This is a genomic window from Microbacterium sp., from assembly GCF_035687345.1.
Lineage (GTDB): Bacteria > Actinomycetota > Actinomycetes > Actinomycetales > Microbacteriaceae > Microbacterium.
In genome coordinates, this window is sequence record NZ_DASRXZ010000020.1 from 1 (window position 1) to 15,551 (window position 15,551).

Annotated in this window: 16 protein-coding genes; 7 read left to right on the forward strand and 9 right to left on the reverse strand. The window is 68.6% G+C overall.

The features are described 5' to 3' along the window. Both VFF97_RS02080 and VFF97_RS02085 read left to right on the forward strand, forming a co-directional pair. The coding region (locus VFF97_RS02080) for an MFS transporter (protein WP_325031833.1) at window positions 1-718 on the forward strand (718 nt) is incomplete at its 5' end. An 86-nt stretch (window positions 719-804) separates the two neighbouring features. After that, window positions 805-1,740 carry a 5'-3' exonuclease gene (locus tag VFF97_RS02085; protein WP_325031834.1) on the forward strand — a complete coding sequence of 312 codons (936 nt, stop codon included), beginning with the start codon at window positions 805-807 and terminating at the stop codon, window positions 1,738-1,740. Between the two features lie 32 nt (window positions 1,741-1,772). Here the strand turns inward: VFF97_RS02085 and VFF97_RS02090 are convergent, their stop codons facing one another. The 5 genes from VFF97_RS02090 to trpD form a co-directional block, all read right to left on the reverse strand. Continuing rightward, window positions 1,773-3,056: a CynX/NimT family MFS transporter gene (locus VFF97_RS02090; RefSeq protein ID WP_325031835.1), complete on the reverse strand. Its 1,284-nt coding sequence runs from the start codon at window positions 3,054-3,056 to the stop codon at window positions 1,773-1,775. Window positions 3,057-3,065: 9 nt separating this feature from the next. Next, window positions 3,066-3,575, reverse strand: coding sequence for a ClbS/DfsB family four-helix bundle protein (locus VFF97_RS02095; RefSeq protein WP_325031836.1), 510 nt, complete (start codon window positions 3,573-3,575; stop codon window positions 3,066-3,068). 40 nt (window positions 3,576-3,615) lie between these two features. Next, window positions 3,616-4,611 carry a PHP domain-containing protein gene (locus tag VFF97_RS02100; protein ID WP_325031837.1) on the reverse strand — a complete coding sequence of 332 codons (996 nt, stop codon included), beginning with the start codon at window positions 4,609-4,611 and terminating at the stop codon, window positions 3,616-3,618. A gap of 38 nt (window positions 4,612-4,649) precedes the next feature. Then, window positions 4,650-5,153: an aromatic ring-opening dioxygenase LigA gene (locus tag VFF97_RS02105; protein WP_325031838.1), complete on the reverse strand. Its 504-nt coding sequence runs from the start codon at window positions 5,151-5,153 to the stop codon at window positions 4,650-4,652. 102 nt (window positions 5,154-5,255) lie between these two features. Beyond that, window positions 5,256-6,320: an anthranilate phosphoribosyltransferase gene (gene trpD / locus VFF97_RS02110; RefSeq protein ID WP_325031839.1), complete on the reverse strand. Its 1,065-nt coding sequence runs from the start codon at window positions 6,318-6,320 to the stop codon at window positions 5,256-5,258. A gap of 232 nt (window positions 6,321-6,552) precedes the next feature. Between trpD and VFF97_RS02115 the strand changes: the two genes are divergently transcribed. The 5 genes from VFF97_RS02115 (at window position 6,553) to VFF97_RS02135 (ending at window position 11,556) form a co-directional block, all read left to right on the forward strand. Next, window positions 6,553-7,155, forward strand: coding sequence for a heme-copper oxidase subunit III (locus VFF97_RS02115; protein ID WP_325031880.1), 603 nt, complete (start codon window positions 6,553-6,555; stop codon window positions 7,153-7,155). 19 nt (window positions 7,156-7,174) lie between these two features. Next, window positions 7,175-7,975: a cytochrome c gene (locus VFF97_RS02120; protein ID WP_325031840.1), complete on the forward strand. Its 801-nt coding sequence runs from the start codon at window positions 7,175-7,177 to the stop codon at window positions 7,973-7,975. Between the two features lie 35 nt (window positions 7,976-8,010). After that, a complete protein-coding gene (locus tag VFF97_RS02125; protein WP_325031841.1) occupies window positions 8,011-9,090 on the forward strand; it encodes a Rieske (2Fe-2S) protein in 1,080 nt (359 codons plus the stop codon). Next, window positions 9,087-10,916 carry a ubiquinol-cytochrome c reductase cytochrome b subunit gene (locus tag VFF97_RS02130; protein ID WP_325031842.1) on the forward strand — a complete coding sequence of 610 codons (1,830 nt, stop codon included), beginning with the start codon at window positions 9,087-9,089 and terminating at the stop codon, window positions 10,914-10,916. Before VFF97_RS02125 ends, VFF97_RS02130 begins: the two co-directional genes overlap by 4 nt. A 160-nt stretch (window positions 10,917-11,076) precedes the next feature. Continuing rightward, a complete protein-coding gene (locus VFF97_RS02135; protein WP_325031843.1) occupies window positions 11,077-11,556 on the forward strand; it encodes a rhodanese-like domain-containing protein in 480 nt (159 codons plus the stop codon). Window positions 11,557-11,613: 57 nt separating this feature from the next. Here VFF97_RS02135 and VFF97_RS02140 read toward each other — a convergent pair whose 3' ends face one another. From VFF97_RS02140 to coxB, 4 genes are read right to left on the reverse strand one after another with little or no spacing between them, the layout of a single operon-like run. After that, window positions 11,614-12,399, reverse strand: coding sequence for a PP2C family protein-serine/threonine phosphatase (locus VFF97_RS02140; protein ID WP_325031844.1), 786 nt, complete (start codon window positions 12,397-12,399; stop codon window positions 11,614-11,616). 4 nt (window positions 12,400-12,403) lie between these two features. Continuing rightward, entirely contained in the window at window positions 12,404-12,835 is a 432-nt protein-coding gene (locus VFF97_RS02145) for a cytochrome c oxidase subunit 4 (RefSeq protein WP_325031845.1), read from the reverse strand. Continuing rightward, window positions 12,836-14,599, reverse strand: coding sequence for a cytochrome c oxidase subunit I (gene ctaD / locus VFF97_RS02150; protein ID WP_325031846.1), 1,764 nt, complete (start codon window positions 14,597-14,599; stop codon window positions 12,836-12,838). 2 nt (window positions 14,600-14,601) lie between these two features. Continuing rightward, complete coding sequence (coxB, locus tag VFF97_RS02155) at window positions 14,602-15,504, reverse strand: cytochrome c oxidase subunit II (protein WP_325031847.1); 903 nt, start codon at window positions 15,502-15,504, stop codon at window positions 14,602-14,604. Window positions 15,505-15,551: the final 47 nt, after the last annotated feature.

Consider the following 15,551-nt stretch of genomic DNA (forward strand, 5'->3'; position numbering starts at 1 on the left):
CACGATCACCGAGACGCCGGTGTTCGAGGGCGTCGTCGCTGAAGGCCGGCGCGACAAGGTGCCTTTCCTGACGATGTTCCGCGTGCGCCCCGTCGCGATCCTCATCGCGATCGGCGCCGCCCTCCTCGGCATCGGCTCCTACTCGCTCATGAACACGTACACCGTCAACTACGGCGTGACCGAGCTCGGGTTCAGCTTCCAGGACCTGCTCATCGCGACGACGATCGGCGGCCTGCTGCAGCTCGTGACGATCCCCCTGTTCGGCGCGTGGGCGAACCGCATCGGCTCGGCGCAGGTCGTCCTGTGGGGCGCCCTCGGCACGCTCCTCATCACATTCCCGATGTACTGGCTGCTGCAGTTCGCGACGTTCCCGATCCTGGTGGGGACGATGATCGTCGGCGGAATCCTCCCCACCATGGCGTGGGCCGCGCTCGGCGGACTCATGAACGACCTGTTCCCCGACCACTTCCGCTACTCCGCGCTGTCGGTCTCGTACGCGTTCGCGGCGACGGTGAGCGGCTTCGTGCCGCTGGTCACGACGGCGCTCGGCGGTGCGACGGACTTCGCGTGGTGGCATCCGGGCATCGTCCTCGCGGTGATGTCGGCGATCACGCTCGTCGCAGCGTGGGCGGCGGCGCGTCTCGCGCGCACGCGTCCCGTGCCCGAGGCGGGACCGGCTCCCGAAGAGATCGAGACGCCGGTCGCGGCCGCTCGCTGACGCGATGGGGGTGACGGATGCCGCGGCATCCGTCACCCCCGCATCGTCGCCGGGCCCGTGTCGCCGACCCATGACAGGATGAGCGCATGCCCGGCCGCCTCATGCTGCTCGACAGCGCTTCGCTCTACTTCCGCGCGTTCTACGGCGTGCCCGACAAGGTGCGCTCCCCCGACGGCACGCCCGTCAATGCGGTGCGTGGGTTCCTCGACATCATCGCGCGGCTCGTCACGACGTACTCGCCGACCGATCTCGTCGCGTGCTGGGACGACGACTGGCGCCCGCAGTGGCGCGTCGACCTCATCCCGTCGTACAAGACGCACCGCGTCGCCCAGGTCGTCGAGGGCGCACCCGACGTCGAGGTGGTCCCCGACCCGCTCGAGGTGCAGGTGCCGATCATCCGCGAAGCGCTCGCCGCGGTCGGCATCGTCATCGTCGGCGCCGCCGAGCACGAGGCCGACGATGTGATCGGCACGCTCGCGACCCGCGCGACGCAGCCGGTCGACATCGTGACGGGCGACCGCGACCTCTTCCAGCTCGTCGACGACGCGCGCGACGTGCGGGTGGTCTACACCGCACGCGGCATGAGCAATCTCGAAGTCGTCACCGACGAGACCGTCGTCAAGAAGTACGGGGTGTTGCCGCAGCAGTACGCCGACTTCGCGACGCTGCGCGGCGACTCGTCCGACGGTCTTCCCGGCGTCGCGGGCATCGGCGAGAAGTCCGCGGCCGGACTCCTCGCGGCGTACGGCGACCTCCCGGGCATCATCGCCGCGGCCGAGAGCGGCGAGGGCGGGATGAGCGCGGGCGTGCGCGCCAAGATCACCGCGGGCCTGCCGTATCTCGCCGTCGCGCCGAAGGTCGTGGAGGTCGTGCGCGACCTCGACCTGCCCGACGTCGACGCGCGCCTGCGTCCCCTGCACGAATCGGCGAAGACGGATGCCGCGGCCTTCGCCGACCGCTGGGGACTCGGCGGCTCGATGACCCGGCTCATCGAGGCGCTCGATCGGGTCGAGACGGACTGACACACCGTGCGCCGGGCGCCCTGGGGCGGGATTCAGCGCCGGGGTCGTCCGGCCGCCGCGATCGCGGCCAGCAGCGCCGCGCAATAGCCGATCGCGAGCACGAGCAGCAGCACGAGCGCGGCTGTCCACTCCCCCGTCGCCTCGTGCATCGCGCCGACCACGGGCGCGCCGAGCGCGCCGATCGCGTACCCGACGCCCTGCACGAGGGCAGACAGGCCGGCGGCCTCTCCGTCGTCGCGCGCGACGGCGACGAGTGCGGAGAAAATGACGACGAACCCGCCCGCATGCCCGATCGCGCCGATCGACAGCCACACCCACAGCGGCCCGGGGTCGACGAGCAGGCCGATCGTCACGACGAGCCACGACGCGCAGATCACGAGCGGCGTCACGATCCGCGGAGTGAAGCGCATGAGCAGCGGCACGAGGAATGCTCCCGCGATGCCGACGCCCTGATAGACCGACGCGATCGCGCCCGCGGATGCCGCATCGAGCTGCAGCTCGTCGGCGGCGAAGGTCGGCAGCCACGTCGATAAGGCGTAATAGATCGTGCACTGGAGCGCGAACGACGCGACGAGCAGCCATGTGACGGGGCGGCGGAGCATCCGTCTGTGTCGGGTGACCACCGGAAGTGGTCCGGTGAGGATCTCGGGGTCGACGTCTCGCCCAGGTGCCGGCGCGGACGCCGCCGGAGCCGGAACCCCGGAGTACTGCTCGTCGGGATCCTCGCCGGTCCGCCGCTCGCGCTGCAGGTGCGCGGCCCACACGATGATGCCGGCGATCGTGATGACCGACCACGTGAGCAGCGCCGCCGGCCACCCGATCACCGACGCGAGGGGCGCGGTGAGCAGCGACGTGATGAGCGATCCGGCGTTGAGCATCGCTGCGTACGCGGCCGTCACGATCGCGACGCGCTCAGGACGCACGTCCCGGCGGATGATGACCGGTATGACGACGTTGCCGATCGTGATGGACGCCCCGATCACGACCATCCCGGTCAGCATCGAGCCGAAGCCGGGCAGAGCGCGGATGAAGGTGCCGAGCAGCACGCCGCTGAGCGAGAGGACGAGCGCCGTCTCTGCGCCCGCCCGACGGATCACGACGGCCGCGACCGGCGTGAGCAGCGCGAACATGAGGACCGGCGCGGTCGTGAGCAGACCTGCCGCCGCAGATCCGACGTCGAGGTCGCGCTCGATCGCCGACAGCACAGGAGTCGGCGCCACGATGGGGCCGCGCAGGCTCAATGCGGCGACGAGCACGCCCGTGATCACGAGCCACGGCATCCGGCTTCTCTCGTTGGATGCCGGGCGCGCGTTCACCTCACGAGTCTAGGCGGCGGCCTCCAGGCGCAGTCCGGTGGCGATCGCGTTGCGCGCCCAGCGGTAGTGGTTGCCGCCGCACTCCAGCGCGAACTCGCCGAGCGGCGAACCCTGCGTCCAGGGATGGATGTCGGGGTCGCTGAGCTCGGCGTCGGAGTGCAGCGCGACATCCGCCTGCAGCGACTGGTGAGACGCCTTCAAGAGCGCGAGCAGGTCGTGCAGGCTCGTGTCCTGCCACTGCTGACGCAGGTCCTCGTTGAGCTCGGCGAGCTGCGACCAGGAGTACCCGTCGGCGGGGATCGCGGGGATGCCGCCGGTCGTCCCCTCGGCGTACCAGCCCTCGAAGAGGATGTGCCACGCGTGCAGGTGGGCGACGACGTCGCGCACGTTGCGGTCACGCCCGTCGCCCGCGAACTCCTCGTCGAGACGGTCCGGCGGCAGCGAGTCGATCAGCCCCATGAGCGCCTCGAACTCCTCGTCGTTGCGCTCGAGCAGCTCGTCCCTCGTGAAGTCCACCATCATCCGAACGTACCGTGGGCCGGCGGCGTTCGGCGAGAGTTCATCGGGGTCTCCCGAGCCACTCCCGGAGCTGTTCGAGGGGCCACGTCGTCACGATGCGGTCGGCGGGCACGCCTGCGCGCTCGGCGCGCTCGGCGCCGTAGTCGATGAGCGACAGCTGGCCGGGCGCGTGCGCGTCGGAGTCGATCGAGAAGAGACACCCGATCTCGAGCGCGAGCGCCAGCAGGTCGTCGGGCGGATCCTGGCGCTCCGGCCGCGAGTTGATCTCGACCGCGACGCCGTGCTCGGCGCACGCCTCGAACACCGCGCGCGCGTCGAACGTCGACTGCGGGCGCGTGCCGCGCGAGCCCTCGACGAGGCGGCCCGTCACGTGCCCGAGCACATCCGTGCGCGGGTTCGACACGGCCTCGATGAACCGGCGGGTCATCGGCCCGGACTCCATCCGCAGCTTCGAGTGCGCCGACGCGACGACGACGTCGAGCTCGTCGAGCAGGTCGGGCTCCTGGTCGAGCGCGCCGTCGTCGAGGATGTCGACCTCGATGCCCCACAGGAGCGTGAACTTCTCGTCGCGGAAGCCCTCGACGACCTCGCGCTGTGCCCGCAGCCTTTCGGCCGACAGCCCGTTGGCGACCCGCAGGCGCGGCGAGTGGTCGGTGAGCGCGAGGTACTCGTGCCCGAGGATGCGCGCCGTCTCGACCATGAGGTCGACCGACGTGAGTCCGTCCGACCAGTCGCTGTGGCTGTGCAGATCGCCGCGCAGTTGGGAGCGCAGCTGCGATTCGCGCTGCACCCCGGCACGCTCGCGCAGATCCGCGAGATAGGCGGGGACACCGCCCGCGAGCGCCTCCTGGATGACCGCGAACGTCGAGTCCCCCACGCCCTTGAGCCGACGGACGGATGCCGAGTCCCGCAGCTCCTCGTCGCTCAGCCGCGCGATCGCGTCGGCGGCCGCGCGGAACGCCTTCGACTTGTAGCGCGACGAGCGCTCGCGTTCGAGGAGCGTCGCGATCTCGATGAGCGCATCACGCGGATGCATCGCGGTCTCCGCGGGACGCGTCGATCATGCCGGGCAGGTCAGTCCCCCGGCGCGGCGAACGCCGAGCGCTTCACGACGACGGGGGCCGTGGCGAGGCGGTGCAGGGCCCATCCGAACATGATCGACAGCACGCCGACCGCCGCGGCGAAGGCCGCGACGCCGTACGAGACGACCGACGTGAACAGCGACGCCCGAAGGAACGACGCGTTCATCATCGTCGCGCGCACCGGGTCGTCCTGCGGCAGTTCGGCGTACGTCTGGCCGCCGGACGCCTCGAGCGCATGGCGGTTGATGATGTCGGCCTGCACATACGCAGTGAAGGGGCCGGACACCTGCTGGCCTTGGAACGCCATCGCATCGTCGGGGATCGTGATGTTCTCAGCGCGAAGCTGCGTGGTCACGACGATCCACACGACGATCGCGACGACGATGAGTGCGATGCCCGCGAGGATGCCGAGGATCCCGACGACCTTGACGCCCCCGGTCTTGCGGGCGGGTGGTTCGATCGCGTCGGGGGCCTCGGGGGCGACGGCGTCTGACATGGCGAGCTCCTCTTCGTGTTCCCGAACGGATGCTGCGGCAAACCTAGCGTCCGGCGGCGACGCGCCGCCAGAGCGCTCCGCGCGTGTGCGGAGAAGGGTCGGTCAGGCGGGCGCGAGCGAGGTCGTGACCTCGACCCAGCGGTCGAGTGTGGCCGCGGCCCTGCCTTCATCGATGGCCGCTGCGCCGAGCTCCATCGCCTCGCCGAGGCGCTCGAGGATCGGTCGCTGCACCTCCGACGCGTCGCGGAACAGGCGGTACGCCACGATGCCCGCGGCGGCATTGAGCAGCACGATGTCGCGCACCGGACCCCTCTCGCCCGCGAGCACTCGTCGCACGATCTCGGCGTTGTGCGCGGGATCGCCGCCGAGGAGGTCGCCGATGTCGGCGAGCGGGATGCCCAGGTCGCGCGGGTCGAGGTCGTGCTCGTGGATGTCGCCGCGGCTCACCTCCCAGAGGCGACTGTGGCCGGTCGTGGTGAGTTCGTCGAGACCGTCGTCGCCGCGGAACACGAGCGCCGTCGCACCGCGCGTGCGGAACACGCCCGTGATGAGCGGCACGCGGTCGAGGTGCGCGACGCCCACCGCATTCGCCTCGGCGCGGGCCGGGTTGCACAGCGGCCCGAGGAAGTTGAACACCGTCGGCACGCCGAGCTCGGCGCGCGTCGGGCCAGCGTGGCGGAACCCGGGGTGGAACGCGGTCGCGAACACGAACGTGAGCCCGGCCCGGTCGAGCGTCTCGGCGACCGCCTCCGGCGAGAGGTCGAGGTCGACGCCGAGCGCGCGGAGCACGTCTGACGAGCCGGACGAGCTGCTGGCGGCCTTGTTGCCGTGCTTGACGACGGGGATCCCGGATGCCGCCGCCACGATCGCGGCCGTCGTCGACACGTTCACCGTGCCGAAGCGGTCGCCGCCCGTGCCGACGATGTCGAGCACGTCGGCAGATACGGGAAGCGGAAGCGCCGCCTCGAGGATCGCGTCGCGGAATCCGACGATCTCGTCGACCGTCTCGCCCTTCGCGCGCAGCGCCACGAGGAACGCGCCGAGCTGCGACGGCGTCGCCGACCCGCTCATGATCTGGCGCATCGCCCAGGTCGACTCCGACACGCTCAGGTCCTTGCCGTCGAGCAGGCTCGAGAGGATCTCCGGCCACGAGTACAGCTCCGCCATGACCCAGAAGCCTAGTGCGCGTCCCGACACGCCGACCGCGCACCGGGCCCGATCGAAGGCGTTCGCGCCGCCCGGCGGCCCCTCGGCGTTCTCCGGGACGCTTGTCAGCGCACTCTTAGGTGGCCTCAAGTTCTCCTTCAGGCCCGCTGGATGATCGGCGGTGCATGAAGCCTCTCTCAGGATCAGCCATAATGGGGACGTGACGAGCACGCCAGCGACCTATTCCCAGGCCATGCGATCCGTCAAGCGTCCTGATCCGGTCGCTGTCGGAACGATCGTTTGGCTCGGCAGCGAGGTGATGTTCTTCGCGGGACTCTTCGCGATCTACTTCACCCTGCGGGCCACCTCCCCCGAACTGTGGGCGGACCGCACCGCGCTGCTGAACATACCCTTCGCCGCCGTGAACACGCTCATCCTGGTGCTCTCGAGCTTCACCTGCCAGATGGGCGTCTTCGCCGCCGAGCGGTTCCAGCCGTACCGCACGGGCGGCTTCTGGAACTTCCGCCGGTGGGGCATGGTCGAGTGGTTCTTCCTCACCTTCTTCATGGGCGCCGTCTTCGTGTCCGGCCAGGTGTGGGAGTACGCGCAGCTGGTGTTCGAGGGCATGCCGATCCAGTCCGACTCGTACGCGTCGGCGTTCTACCTCACGACGGGCTTCCACGCCCTGCACGTGACCGGCGGCCTCATCGCGTTCCTGCTCGTCATCGGCCGCGCGTACGCGGTCCGCAACTTCGGGCGCAAGGAGATGACGTCCTCCATCGTCGTGTCGTACTACTGGCACTTCGTGGACGTCGTCTGGATCGCGCTGTTCATCGTCATCTACTTCCTGAGATAGAGCGGAGCGGAATCCCGACATGGCACGAGAGAGCAAGCGCCGCTCGCACGGGCGCCGGAGTCCCTGGGCGGCGGCCGCCCTCATCGGTATCGGTCTTCTGATCACCGGTGGCGTCTATGCCGGCGCGTCGGCGGCGATGGCCGCGACGGCGGAGCCGTCGGCCTCGAGCACCCTGACCGTCGAAGACGGCAAGCTGCTGTTCCAGGCGAACTGCGCCACCTGCCACGGCCTCAACCTCGAGGGGTCCGAAGACGGCCCGTCGCTGTACGGCGTCGGTGAGCTGTCGGTCGAGTTCCAGCTCGCGACCGGGCGCATGCCGCTGCAGATGCAGGGGCCGCAGGCGCCGCAGAAGCCGCCGCAGTTCACCCAGGAGCAGATCGAGGCGATCGCCGCCTACGTGCAGTCGACCTCGCCCGGCCCGACCTACCCCGACCCCGAGGTGCTCGACGGCGAGGGTGACATCGCGCGCGGAGCCGAACTGTTCCGCATCAACTGCGCGATGTGCCACAACGTCGCCGCGGCCGGCGGCGCGCTCACCGAGGGCAAGTACGCCCCCGCGCTCCACACCACGAGCCCGCTGCACATGTACGCGGCGATGGTGACGGGCCCGCAGAACATGCCCGTGTTCGGCGACATGAACCTCTCGCTCGAGGACAAGCGCGACATCATCTCTGCGCTCATCTTCCTGCAGAACGAGGAGTCCGCCGGCGGCTTCACGCTCGGCTCGCTCGGCCCGGTCTCGGAGGGCCTGTTCATCTGGATCTTCGGCATCGGCGCGCTGATCGCAATCACCGTGTGGATCACGGCGAAGTCCAACTGAATCGACGACGACACTCACGCGAAGAGGACACAGCAATGGCACACGAGGAAGACCCGCTCGAGCACGAGAGGGCCTCCTGGAAGCCCTCACCGGGGCTCGCGGTCGCTGTCAGCGACCCCGTGAAGACGCCGGACCTGCCGCCGCACAGGGCGCGCATGACCGACAAGGATCCGGCCGCGATGAAGCGCGCCGTGCGGACGATCTACACGCTGTTCTACCTGTCGGTGGCGGCGAGCGTCTTCTCCGTCGCGGCCTACATCATCTTCCCGATCGAGAGCGGCCGGATCGCCGACATCCGATACAACAACCTCTTCGTCGGCCTGGGCATCGCCCTCGCGCTGCTGGCCCTCGGCATCGGCGCGATCCACTGGTCGAAGGCCGTCATGTCCGACAAGGAGTTCATCGAGCCGCGGCACGCCACACGCGGTCGTGACTCGACGCGCGAGGCGGCGGTCAAGGCTTTCGCCGACGCGAACGAGGAGTCGGGCTTCGGCCGTCGTGCGATGATCCGCAACTCGCTGTTCGCGGCGCTCATCGCCTCGGTCGTTCCCGGCATCGCGCTGTTCCGCGGGCTCGCTCCGCAGAACAGCCCGACGAACCCGGTTGCGGGTGATCCGGTTGCGCTGCTCTCCCACACGATGTGGGAAGAGGGCATGCGCCTGGCGCGCGACCCCGAGGGCACCCCGATCCGCGCCGCGGACGTCACGCTCGGCTCGGCCATGCACGTGATCCCCGAGCCGCTTGCGGAGCTCGGCCACGAGGAGGGTTACCTCGAAGAGAAGGCCAAGGCGATCGTGCTGCTCATGCGCCTCCTGCCCGAGCAGCTCGTCGAGGCCGAGGACCGCAAGGATTGGTCGTACGACGGCATCGTGGCCTACTCGAAGGTCTGCACGCACGTCGGATGCCCGGTCGCCCTGTACGAGCAGCAGACACACCATCTGCTGTGCCCGTGCCACCAGTCACAGTTCGATGTCACGCGCGGCGCGGCCGTGATCTTCGGACCGGCGGCACGTCCCCTGCCGCAGCTGCCCATCACGGTCGACGATGAGGGCTACCTCGTCGCCCGCAGCGACTTCACCGAACCCGTCGGCCCGAGCTTCTGGGAGCGCCATTGAGTACCGCATCCGCAACCTCCCGGTTCCAGGCGGAGACCAACGAGAAGCCGCTCGGCGGCCGCTTCGTCGGCGCGGCCGCGAACTACATCGATGAGCGGACCAGCCTGTCCGGCTTCGTCAAGGAGCTCGGCCGCAAGATCTTCCCCGACCACTGGTCGTTCATGCTCGGCGAGATCGCGCTGTGGAGCTTCGTCGTCGTCCTGCTCTCGGGCACGTTCCTCACGTTCTTCTTCCAGGCCTCGATGGTGCCGACGCACTACACGGGCGCGTTCATCCCGATGCGAGGCGTCGAGATGTCGGCCGCGCTCGACTCGACCCTGAGGATCTCGTTCGACCTCCGCGGCGGCCTGCTCGTGCGTCAGATCCACCACTGGGCGGCTCTGGTGTTCGTGGCCGGCATCGGCGTGCACATGCTGCGCGTGTTCTTCACGGGCGCATTCCGCAAGCCGCGCGAGCTGAACTGGGTGATCGGCTTCATCCTGTTCATCCTCGCGATGGGCGAGGGCTTCACCGGCTACTCGCTGCCGGACGACCTCCTCTCGGGCAACGGCCTGCGCATCATCGACGGCATGATCAAGGGCATCCCGCTGATCGGCACGTGGACCTCGTTCCTGCTGTTCGGCGGCGAGTTCCCGGGCACCGCGATCGTCGGCCGCCTCTACACGCTGCACATCCTGCTGCTGCCGGCCATCCTCGTCGCGCTGCTCGTCGTGCACCTGATGCTCATGGTCATCAACAAGCACACGCAGTTCGCGGGCCCCGCGCGCACGAACAGCAACGTCGTCGGCTACCCGATGATGCCCGTGTACATGTCCAAGATGGGCGGGTTCTTCTTCATCACGTTCGGCGTGATCGTCCTCGTCGCATCGCTGTTCACGATCAACCCGATCTGGAACTACGGACCGTACGACCCCTCCCCCGTCTCCGCCGGAACCCAGCCCGACTGGTACATCGGCTTCGCGGACGGCGCCCTGCGTCTCGTCCCGCCCGGATGGGAGTTCGTGTTCCTGGACCGCACGTGGTCGTTCAACATCATCGTGCCCATCCTGGTGCTCGGTCTGTTCATCGTGCTCGTCCTCATCTACCCCTTCATCGAGGCGTGGATCACGGGCGACAAGCGCGAGCACCACATCGCGCAGCGTCCGCGCAACGCCGCGACGCGCACGGCCATCGGTGCGGCGGGCGTCACGTTCTACGCGGTCCTGTGGGCCGCGGCCTCGTCCGACATCATCGCGACGCACTTCTGGCTCACGATGGAGGGGGTCATCCACACCCTCCAGGTGCTGCTTATCGTCGGCCCGATCATCGCCTACTTCGTCACGAAGCGCATCTGCATCGCGCTCCAGAAGAAGGACCGCGAGATCGCGCTGCACGGCTACGAGTCCGGCCGCATCGTGCGCCTCCCCGGCGGCGAGTACATCGAGGTCCATCAGCCCGTCGACGAGTACGAGCGGTGGAAGCTCATCGGCCACGAGGTCGAGGAGCCCCTCGTCGTGCGCCCGAACGCGCGCGGTCGCATTCCGTGGCACCAGAACCTCCGCGCCGCGTTGTCGCGCTGGTTCTTCGAAGACCGTCTCGCCCCGATCACGCAGGCCGAGATCGAGGCAGCCGTCGAGCACCAGCACCACACCCTCGACCACATCGCGGTCGAGGAGGACGCCGAGATCCAGGCGGCTCACGAGCGCGCCGGCGTTCCCGACGCTCCGCACGTGCCGATCGACGACGGCCACAACACCGAGACGGCCAATCGTCCGTCGAACGTGATCGTGGTCGACGAAGAGAAGCCGAAGAAGTCCAAGAAGGGCGACGACAACGGCGACGAGTGATCAGCCGAACATGCACCGGATGCCCCGGCTCCCCCGACTCGGCGGGAGCCGGGGCATCCGCCTTCCCGCCTCCCCTGGGTCGACATCATCGGCAGGAATCCGGCGTCACATGGCGCCTCCGCGCGGCGGGCCCACGCGCACCCATCCCTAGGCTGGACCCATGACCGATGCGCTCACGTACTTCTCCGCCAAGCTCACCCACGAGACCGATGCTTCCGACGTCTACGCCGCTCAGAAGGCCGGCGAACGCTTCGTCCTCGTGGATGTGCGCAGCGATGAAGCGTGGGCGCAGGGCCGGATCCCGGGCGCCATCCACATGCACTACAGCGAGATCGCGACGCGTGCCCCGAGCGAGATTCCCGCGGACATGCCCGTCGTGGTCTACTGCTGGAGCCCCGGGTGCAACGCGGGCACCAAGGGCGCCCTCGAGTTCGCGAAGCTCGGGTACGCCGTGCGTGAGATGATCGGCGGCTATGAGTACTGGGTGCGCGAAGGCCAGCCCACCGAAAACGACGAGGGCTCGCTCCCCCGCACGTTCGACCCTCTCACGATGGTGGTGCGCGAGCGGGTCACATCTGCCCGATCGCATCCGGGCCACGAGCTGAAGTCGCCGTCGCCGCCGACCGCCGTAGCGCGCTGAGACGCCTCCTGCGCCCGTCGGGCGCGACGGCAACCAGGCAGACAGCCCTCCGGGCGCCTACGCGGACTCCAACTCCTCACGGAAGCGCTCAGCGGCCGCGCCGGCGAACTCCGGTGAGAGCGGGTCGAGCACGTCGGGAACGACGTCGCACACCACCGCCGTGATGTTGTCACGCGAGCCCGAGCGGATGGCGAGCTCGACGAGCAGGCGCGCCGCCGTCGTCGGCGATCCCGTCGCGAGCACCGGCGCGAGTGCGCGCTCCGTCACGTAGTCCGTCACGCCGTCGCTGCACAGCAGCCAGCGGTCTCCGAGGTCCGACACGCGCGCGACGATTGCGATGACGTCCGCATCGCGCCCCTGCATGGATGCGGTGATGATGTTCCTCTGCGGGTGGGTCGCGGCATCCGACTCGGCGATCAGCCCGCGGTCGACCAGCACCTGCACGAGCGAGTCGTCGTGCGACTCCTGCGTGAGCCCACCGTCGCGCAGGAGGTAGGCGCGCGAGTCCCCCGTGTGCGCGAGGATCACTGTGTCATCCGGCGCCGTGAGCAGCCCCGTGAAGGTGGTCGCCATGCCGGCGAGCGAAGGGTCGTGCTCCACACGCGCACGCAGGTCCCAATTGGCGATCCGGATGCGCTGCAGCCAGTCGTCGAGCACGAGAGGCCCCCGAACGCCGGCCACCAGGCGATGGAGGAACGCGGACGACGCGAGATCGCCCGATGGTCCTCCCCCGACCCCGTCCGCCACGGCGGCGCCCCAGGGCGCGGTGAACGCGGAGTCCTGGTTCGTCGCGCGGTGCGGGCCGACGTCCGACACCGCGGCAGCGCTCAGCCGCAACGGCACGTGATCAGCGCGCGAAGTAGCCGCGGTAGTACTCGTACACCCAGCCGACGATCGCGACCACGAAGATGCCGATTCCGATCGGCATCAGCCATGTGCCGACGGCGAGCCCGATCATGCCGATCGCGGCTGCGAACGCGAGCACGATGGGCCACCACGACCACGGGCTGAACTCCCCGAGCTCCGGGTCGCCGTCATCGATCTCCGCGGTGAGGCGGTCCTCCGGAAGCTCGCCGCCCTGCGCGCGGTGCACGCGGCTCACGTAGAACGCGATGAGCAGCGACATGAACGAGGTGAACAGCAGCGCGATCGTGCCGACCCACTCGATCCGGTTGACGAGCTCGCCGGTGTTGTTGACGATGTTCCACCACGTGTAGATGACCGCGACGAGGAAGAAGAACGCGCTGAGGACCCACCAGAGTCCGACGTTGGTCCGCATCTACTTCACTTCTCCTTCGGCTGCGTCGACAACGGGTGCAGCGGGTGCGTCCTTCGCAGGCCCCACGCCGACGGGCAGACCCGCCTCGGGGTGGTTGAGGTCGAACGCCGGACGCTCGCTGCGGATGCGCGGGATCGACGTGAAGTTGTGCCGCGGCGGCGGGCAGCTCGTCGCCCACTCGAGCGACGCACCGTAGCCCCACGGGTCGTTCACGGTCACCTTCGGCGCCTTGCGGGCGGTGATCCAGATGTTGAACAGGAAGGGGATCATCGACGCGCCGAGGATGATGGCACCGACCGTCGAGACCTGGTTCTGCCACGTCCAGCCGTCGGCCTCGGAGTAGTCCGCGTAGCGGCGAACCATGCCGTCGACGCCCAGCCAGTGCTGGATGAGGAACGTCATGTGGAAGCCGATGAACAGCATCCAGAAGTGCACGTAGCCGAGACGCTCGTTGAGCATGCGGCCCGTCCACTTCGGCCACCAGAAGTAGAAGCCGGCGAACATCGCGAACACGACCGTGCCGAAGACGACGTAGTGGAAGTGCGCGACCACGAAGTACGAGTCGGACAGGTGGAAGTCCAGCGGCGGCGACGCGAGGATCACGCCGGTCAGTCCACCGAACACGAACGACACGAGGAAGCCGAGGGCGAAGACCATCGGTGTCTCGAAGGTCACGGATCCTCGCCACATCGTGCCGATCCAGTTGAAGATCTTCACACCCGTCGGCACCGCGATGAGCATCGTCATGAGCGCGAAGAACGGCAGCAGCACCGCGCCCGTGACGTACATGTGGTGCGCCCACACCGCCACCGACAGCGCCGCGATCGCGATCGTGGCGTACACGAGCGTCTTGTACCCGAAGATCGGCTTGCGGCTGAACACCGGCAGCACCTCGGAGATGATGCCGAAGAACGGCAGCGCGATGATGTACACCTCGGGGTGGCCGAAGAACCAGAACAGGTGCTGCCACAGCAGCACGCCGCCGTTGGCCGGGTCGTAGATGTGCGAGCCGAGCACGCGGTCGGCAGCCGCCGCGAGGAGCGCCGCCGCGAGCACCGGAAACGCCATCAGGATCAGGATGCTCGTGACGAGCGTGTTCCACGAGAAGATCGGCATGCGCCACATCGTCATGCCCGGTGCGCGCATCGTGACGATCGTCGTGATGAAGTTCACGGCGCCGAGGATGGTGCCGAAACCGCTCATACCGAGGCCGAGCATCCAGAGATTGCCACCGGCCCCTGGCGAGAACGTCGCATTGGCGAGTGGCTGATACGCGAACCATCCGAACGCGGCCGCGCCCTGGGGCGTCAGGAAGCCCGACACCGCGATTAGCGAGCCGAACAGGAACAGCCAGAACGCGAAGGCGTTCAGGCGCGGGAACGCGACGTCGGGGGCGCCGATCTGCAGCGGCAGCACCGCGTTCGCGAAGCCCGCGAACAGCGGCGTCGCGAACATCAGCAGCATGATCGTGCCGTGCATCGTGAAGAGCTGGTTGTACTGCTCCTTCGTCGGCACGATCTGCATGCCCGGCTCGAAGAGCTCGGCGCGGATGATGAGCGCCATCACCCCGCCGAGCAGGAAGAACAGCACCGACGCGATGAGGTACATGTAGCCGATCGTCTTGTGGTCGGTGGAGGTGATCCACTTGACGATGATGTTGCCCTTCTGCTCGACGCGCGTGGCGCTGAGCAGCGCCGCCTGGCGCGGCGGCAGGGTGGTCGGGCGACCCTGCGTCGGTTCCTGGAGCGGAAGCGTCGTGGCCATGATCAGCTGTCTCCCTCGTGCTCGGACGCCTCACCAGTGGTGCCGGGCAGGTTCTGCAGGCGGTCGTACGCGTCGTCGATGTCGCCGGTCTGCCCCGCGGCGCGGAGCGACTCGAGGTAATCCTCGTACTCTTCCTCGCTGACGACCTTGACGTTGAAGAGCATCATCGAGTGGTACTCGCCGCAGAGCTCGGCGCACTTGCCGGCGTACGTGCCCTCTCGTGTCGGCGTGAAGGACCAGTAGTTGTCCTTGCCGATGTACATGTCCTTCTTGTAGAGGAAGTCGATGATCCAGAACGAGTGGATGACGTCACGCGACTGGAGCTTGATCTTGACGGTCTGGTCGACCGGCAGGTAGAGCGTCGGCAGCGAGTCCTGGTCGATGTCGCCGTTCGGCGCGGGCTTGGCCTGGACGCCCATGGTCCAGACGGCGTCGGAGTTGTCCTCCTCCTCGCCGTCGTACATGAAGTCCCACGACCACTGCTTGCCGATCGCGGTGATCGACACGTCGGGGTCGTCGTACTGCGTCTCCAGGATCGTCTGGTCACGCGCGGTGAACGCGAAGAACCCGATGACGAGGATGAACGGGACGATCGTGTAGAAGATCTCGATCGGCATGTTGTACCGCAGCTGCACGGGCAGGCCGACCTGACCCTTGCGACGGCGGTACGCGATCGCGGCCCACCCCATGAGGCCCCACGTGACGACGCCGACGACGAGCAGCACGATCCACGAGTTGGTCCACAGGCCGGACACCATCTCGGTGCGATCGGTCGCGGGCGTCCCGTCTTCGACGAAGCCCGGAAGGAAGCCGTTCAGCTCGGTCGGCGTGCAGCCAGCGAGCACGACGGCCGCGGCGATACCGACGGGTACCAGGGCCCAGCGAAGACGGCGTTTCGACGGCACGGGCGCACCTTTCAGAGTTGCGAAATGTGACTGTGGCCAGTCTAGGG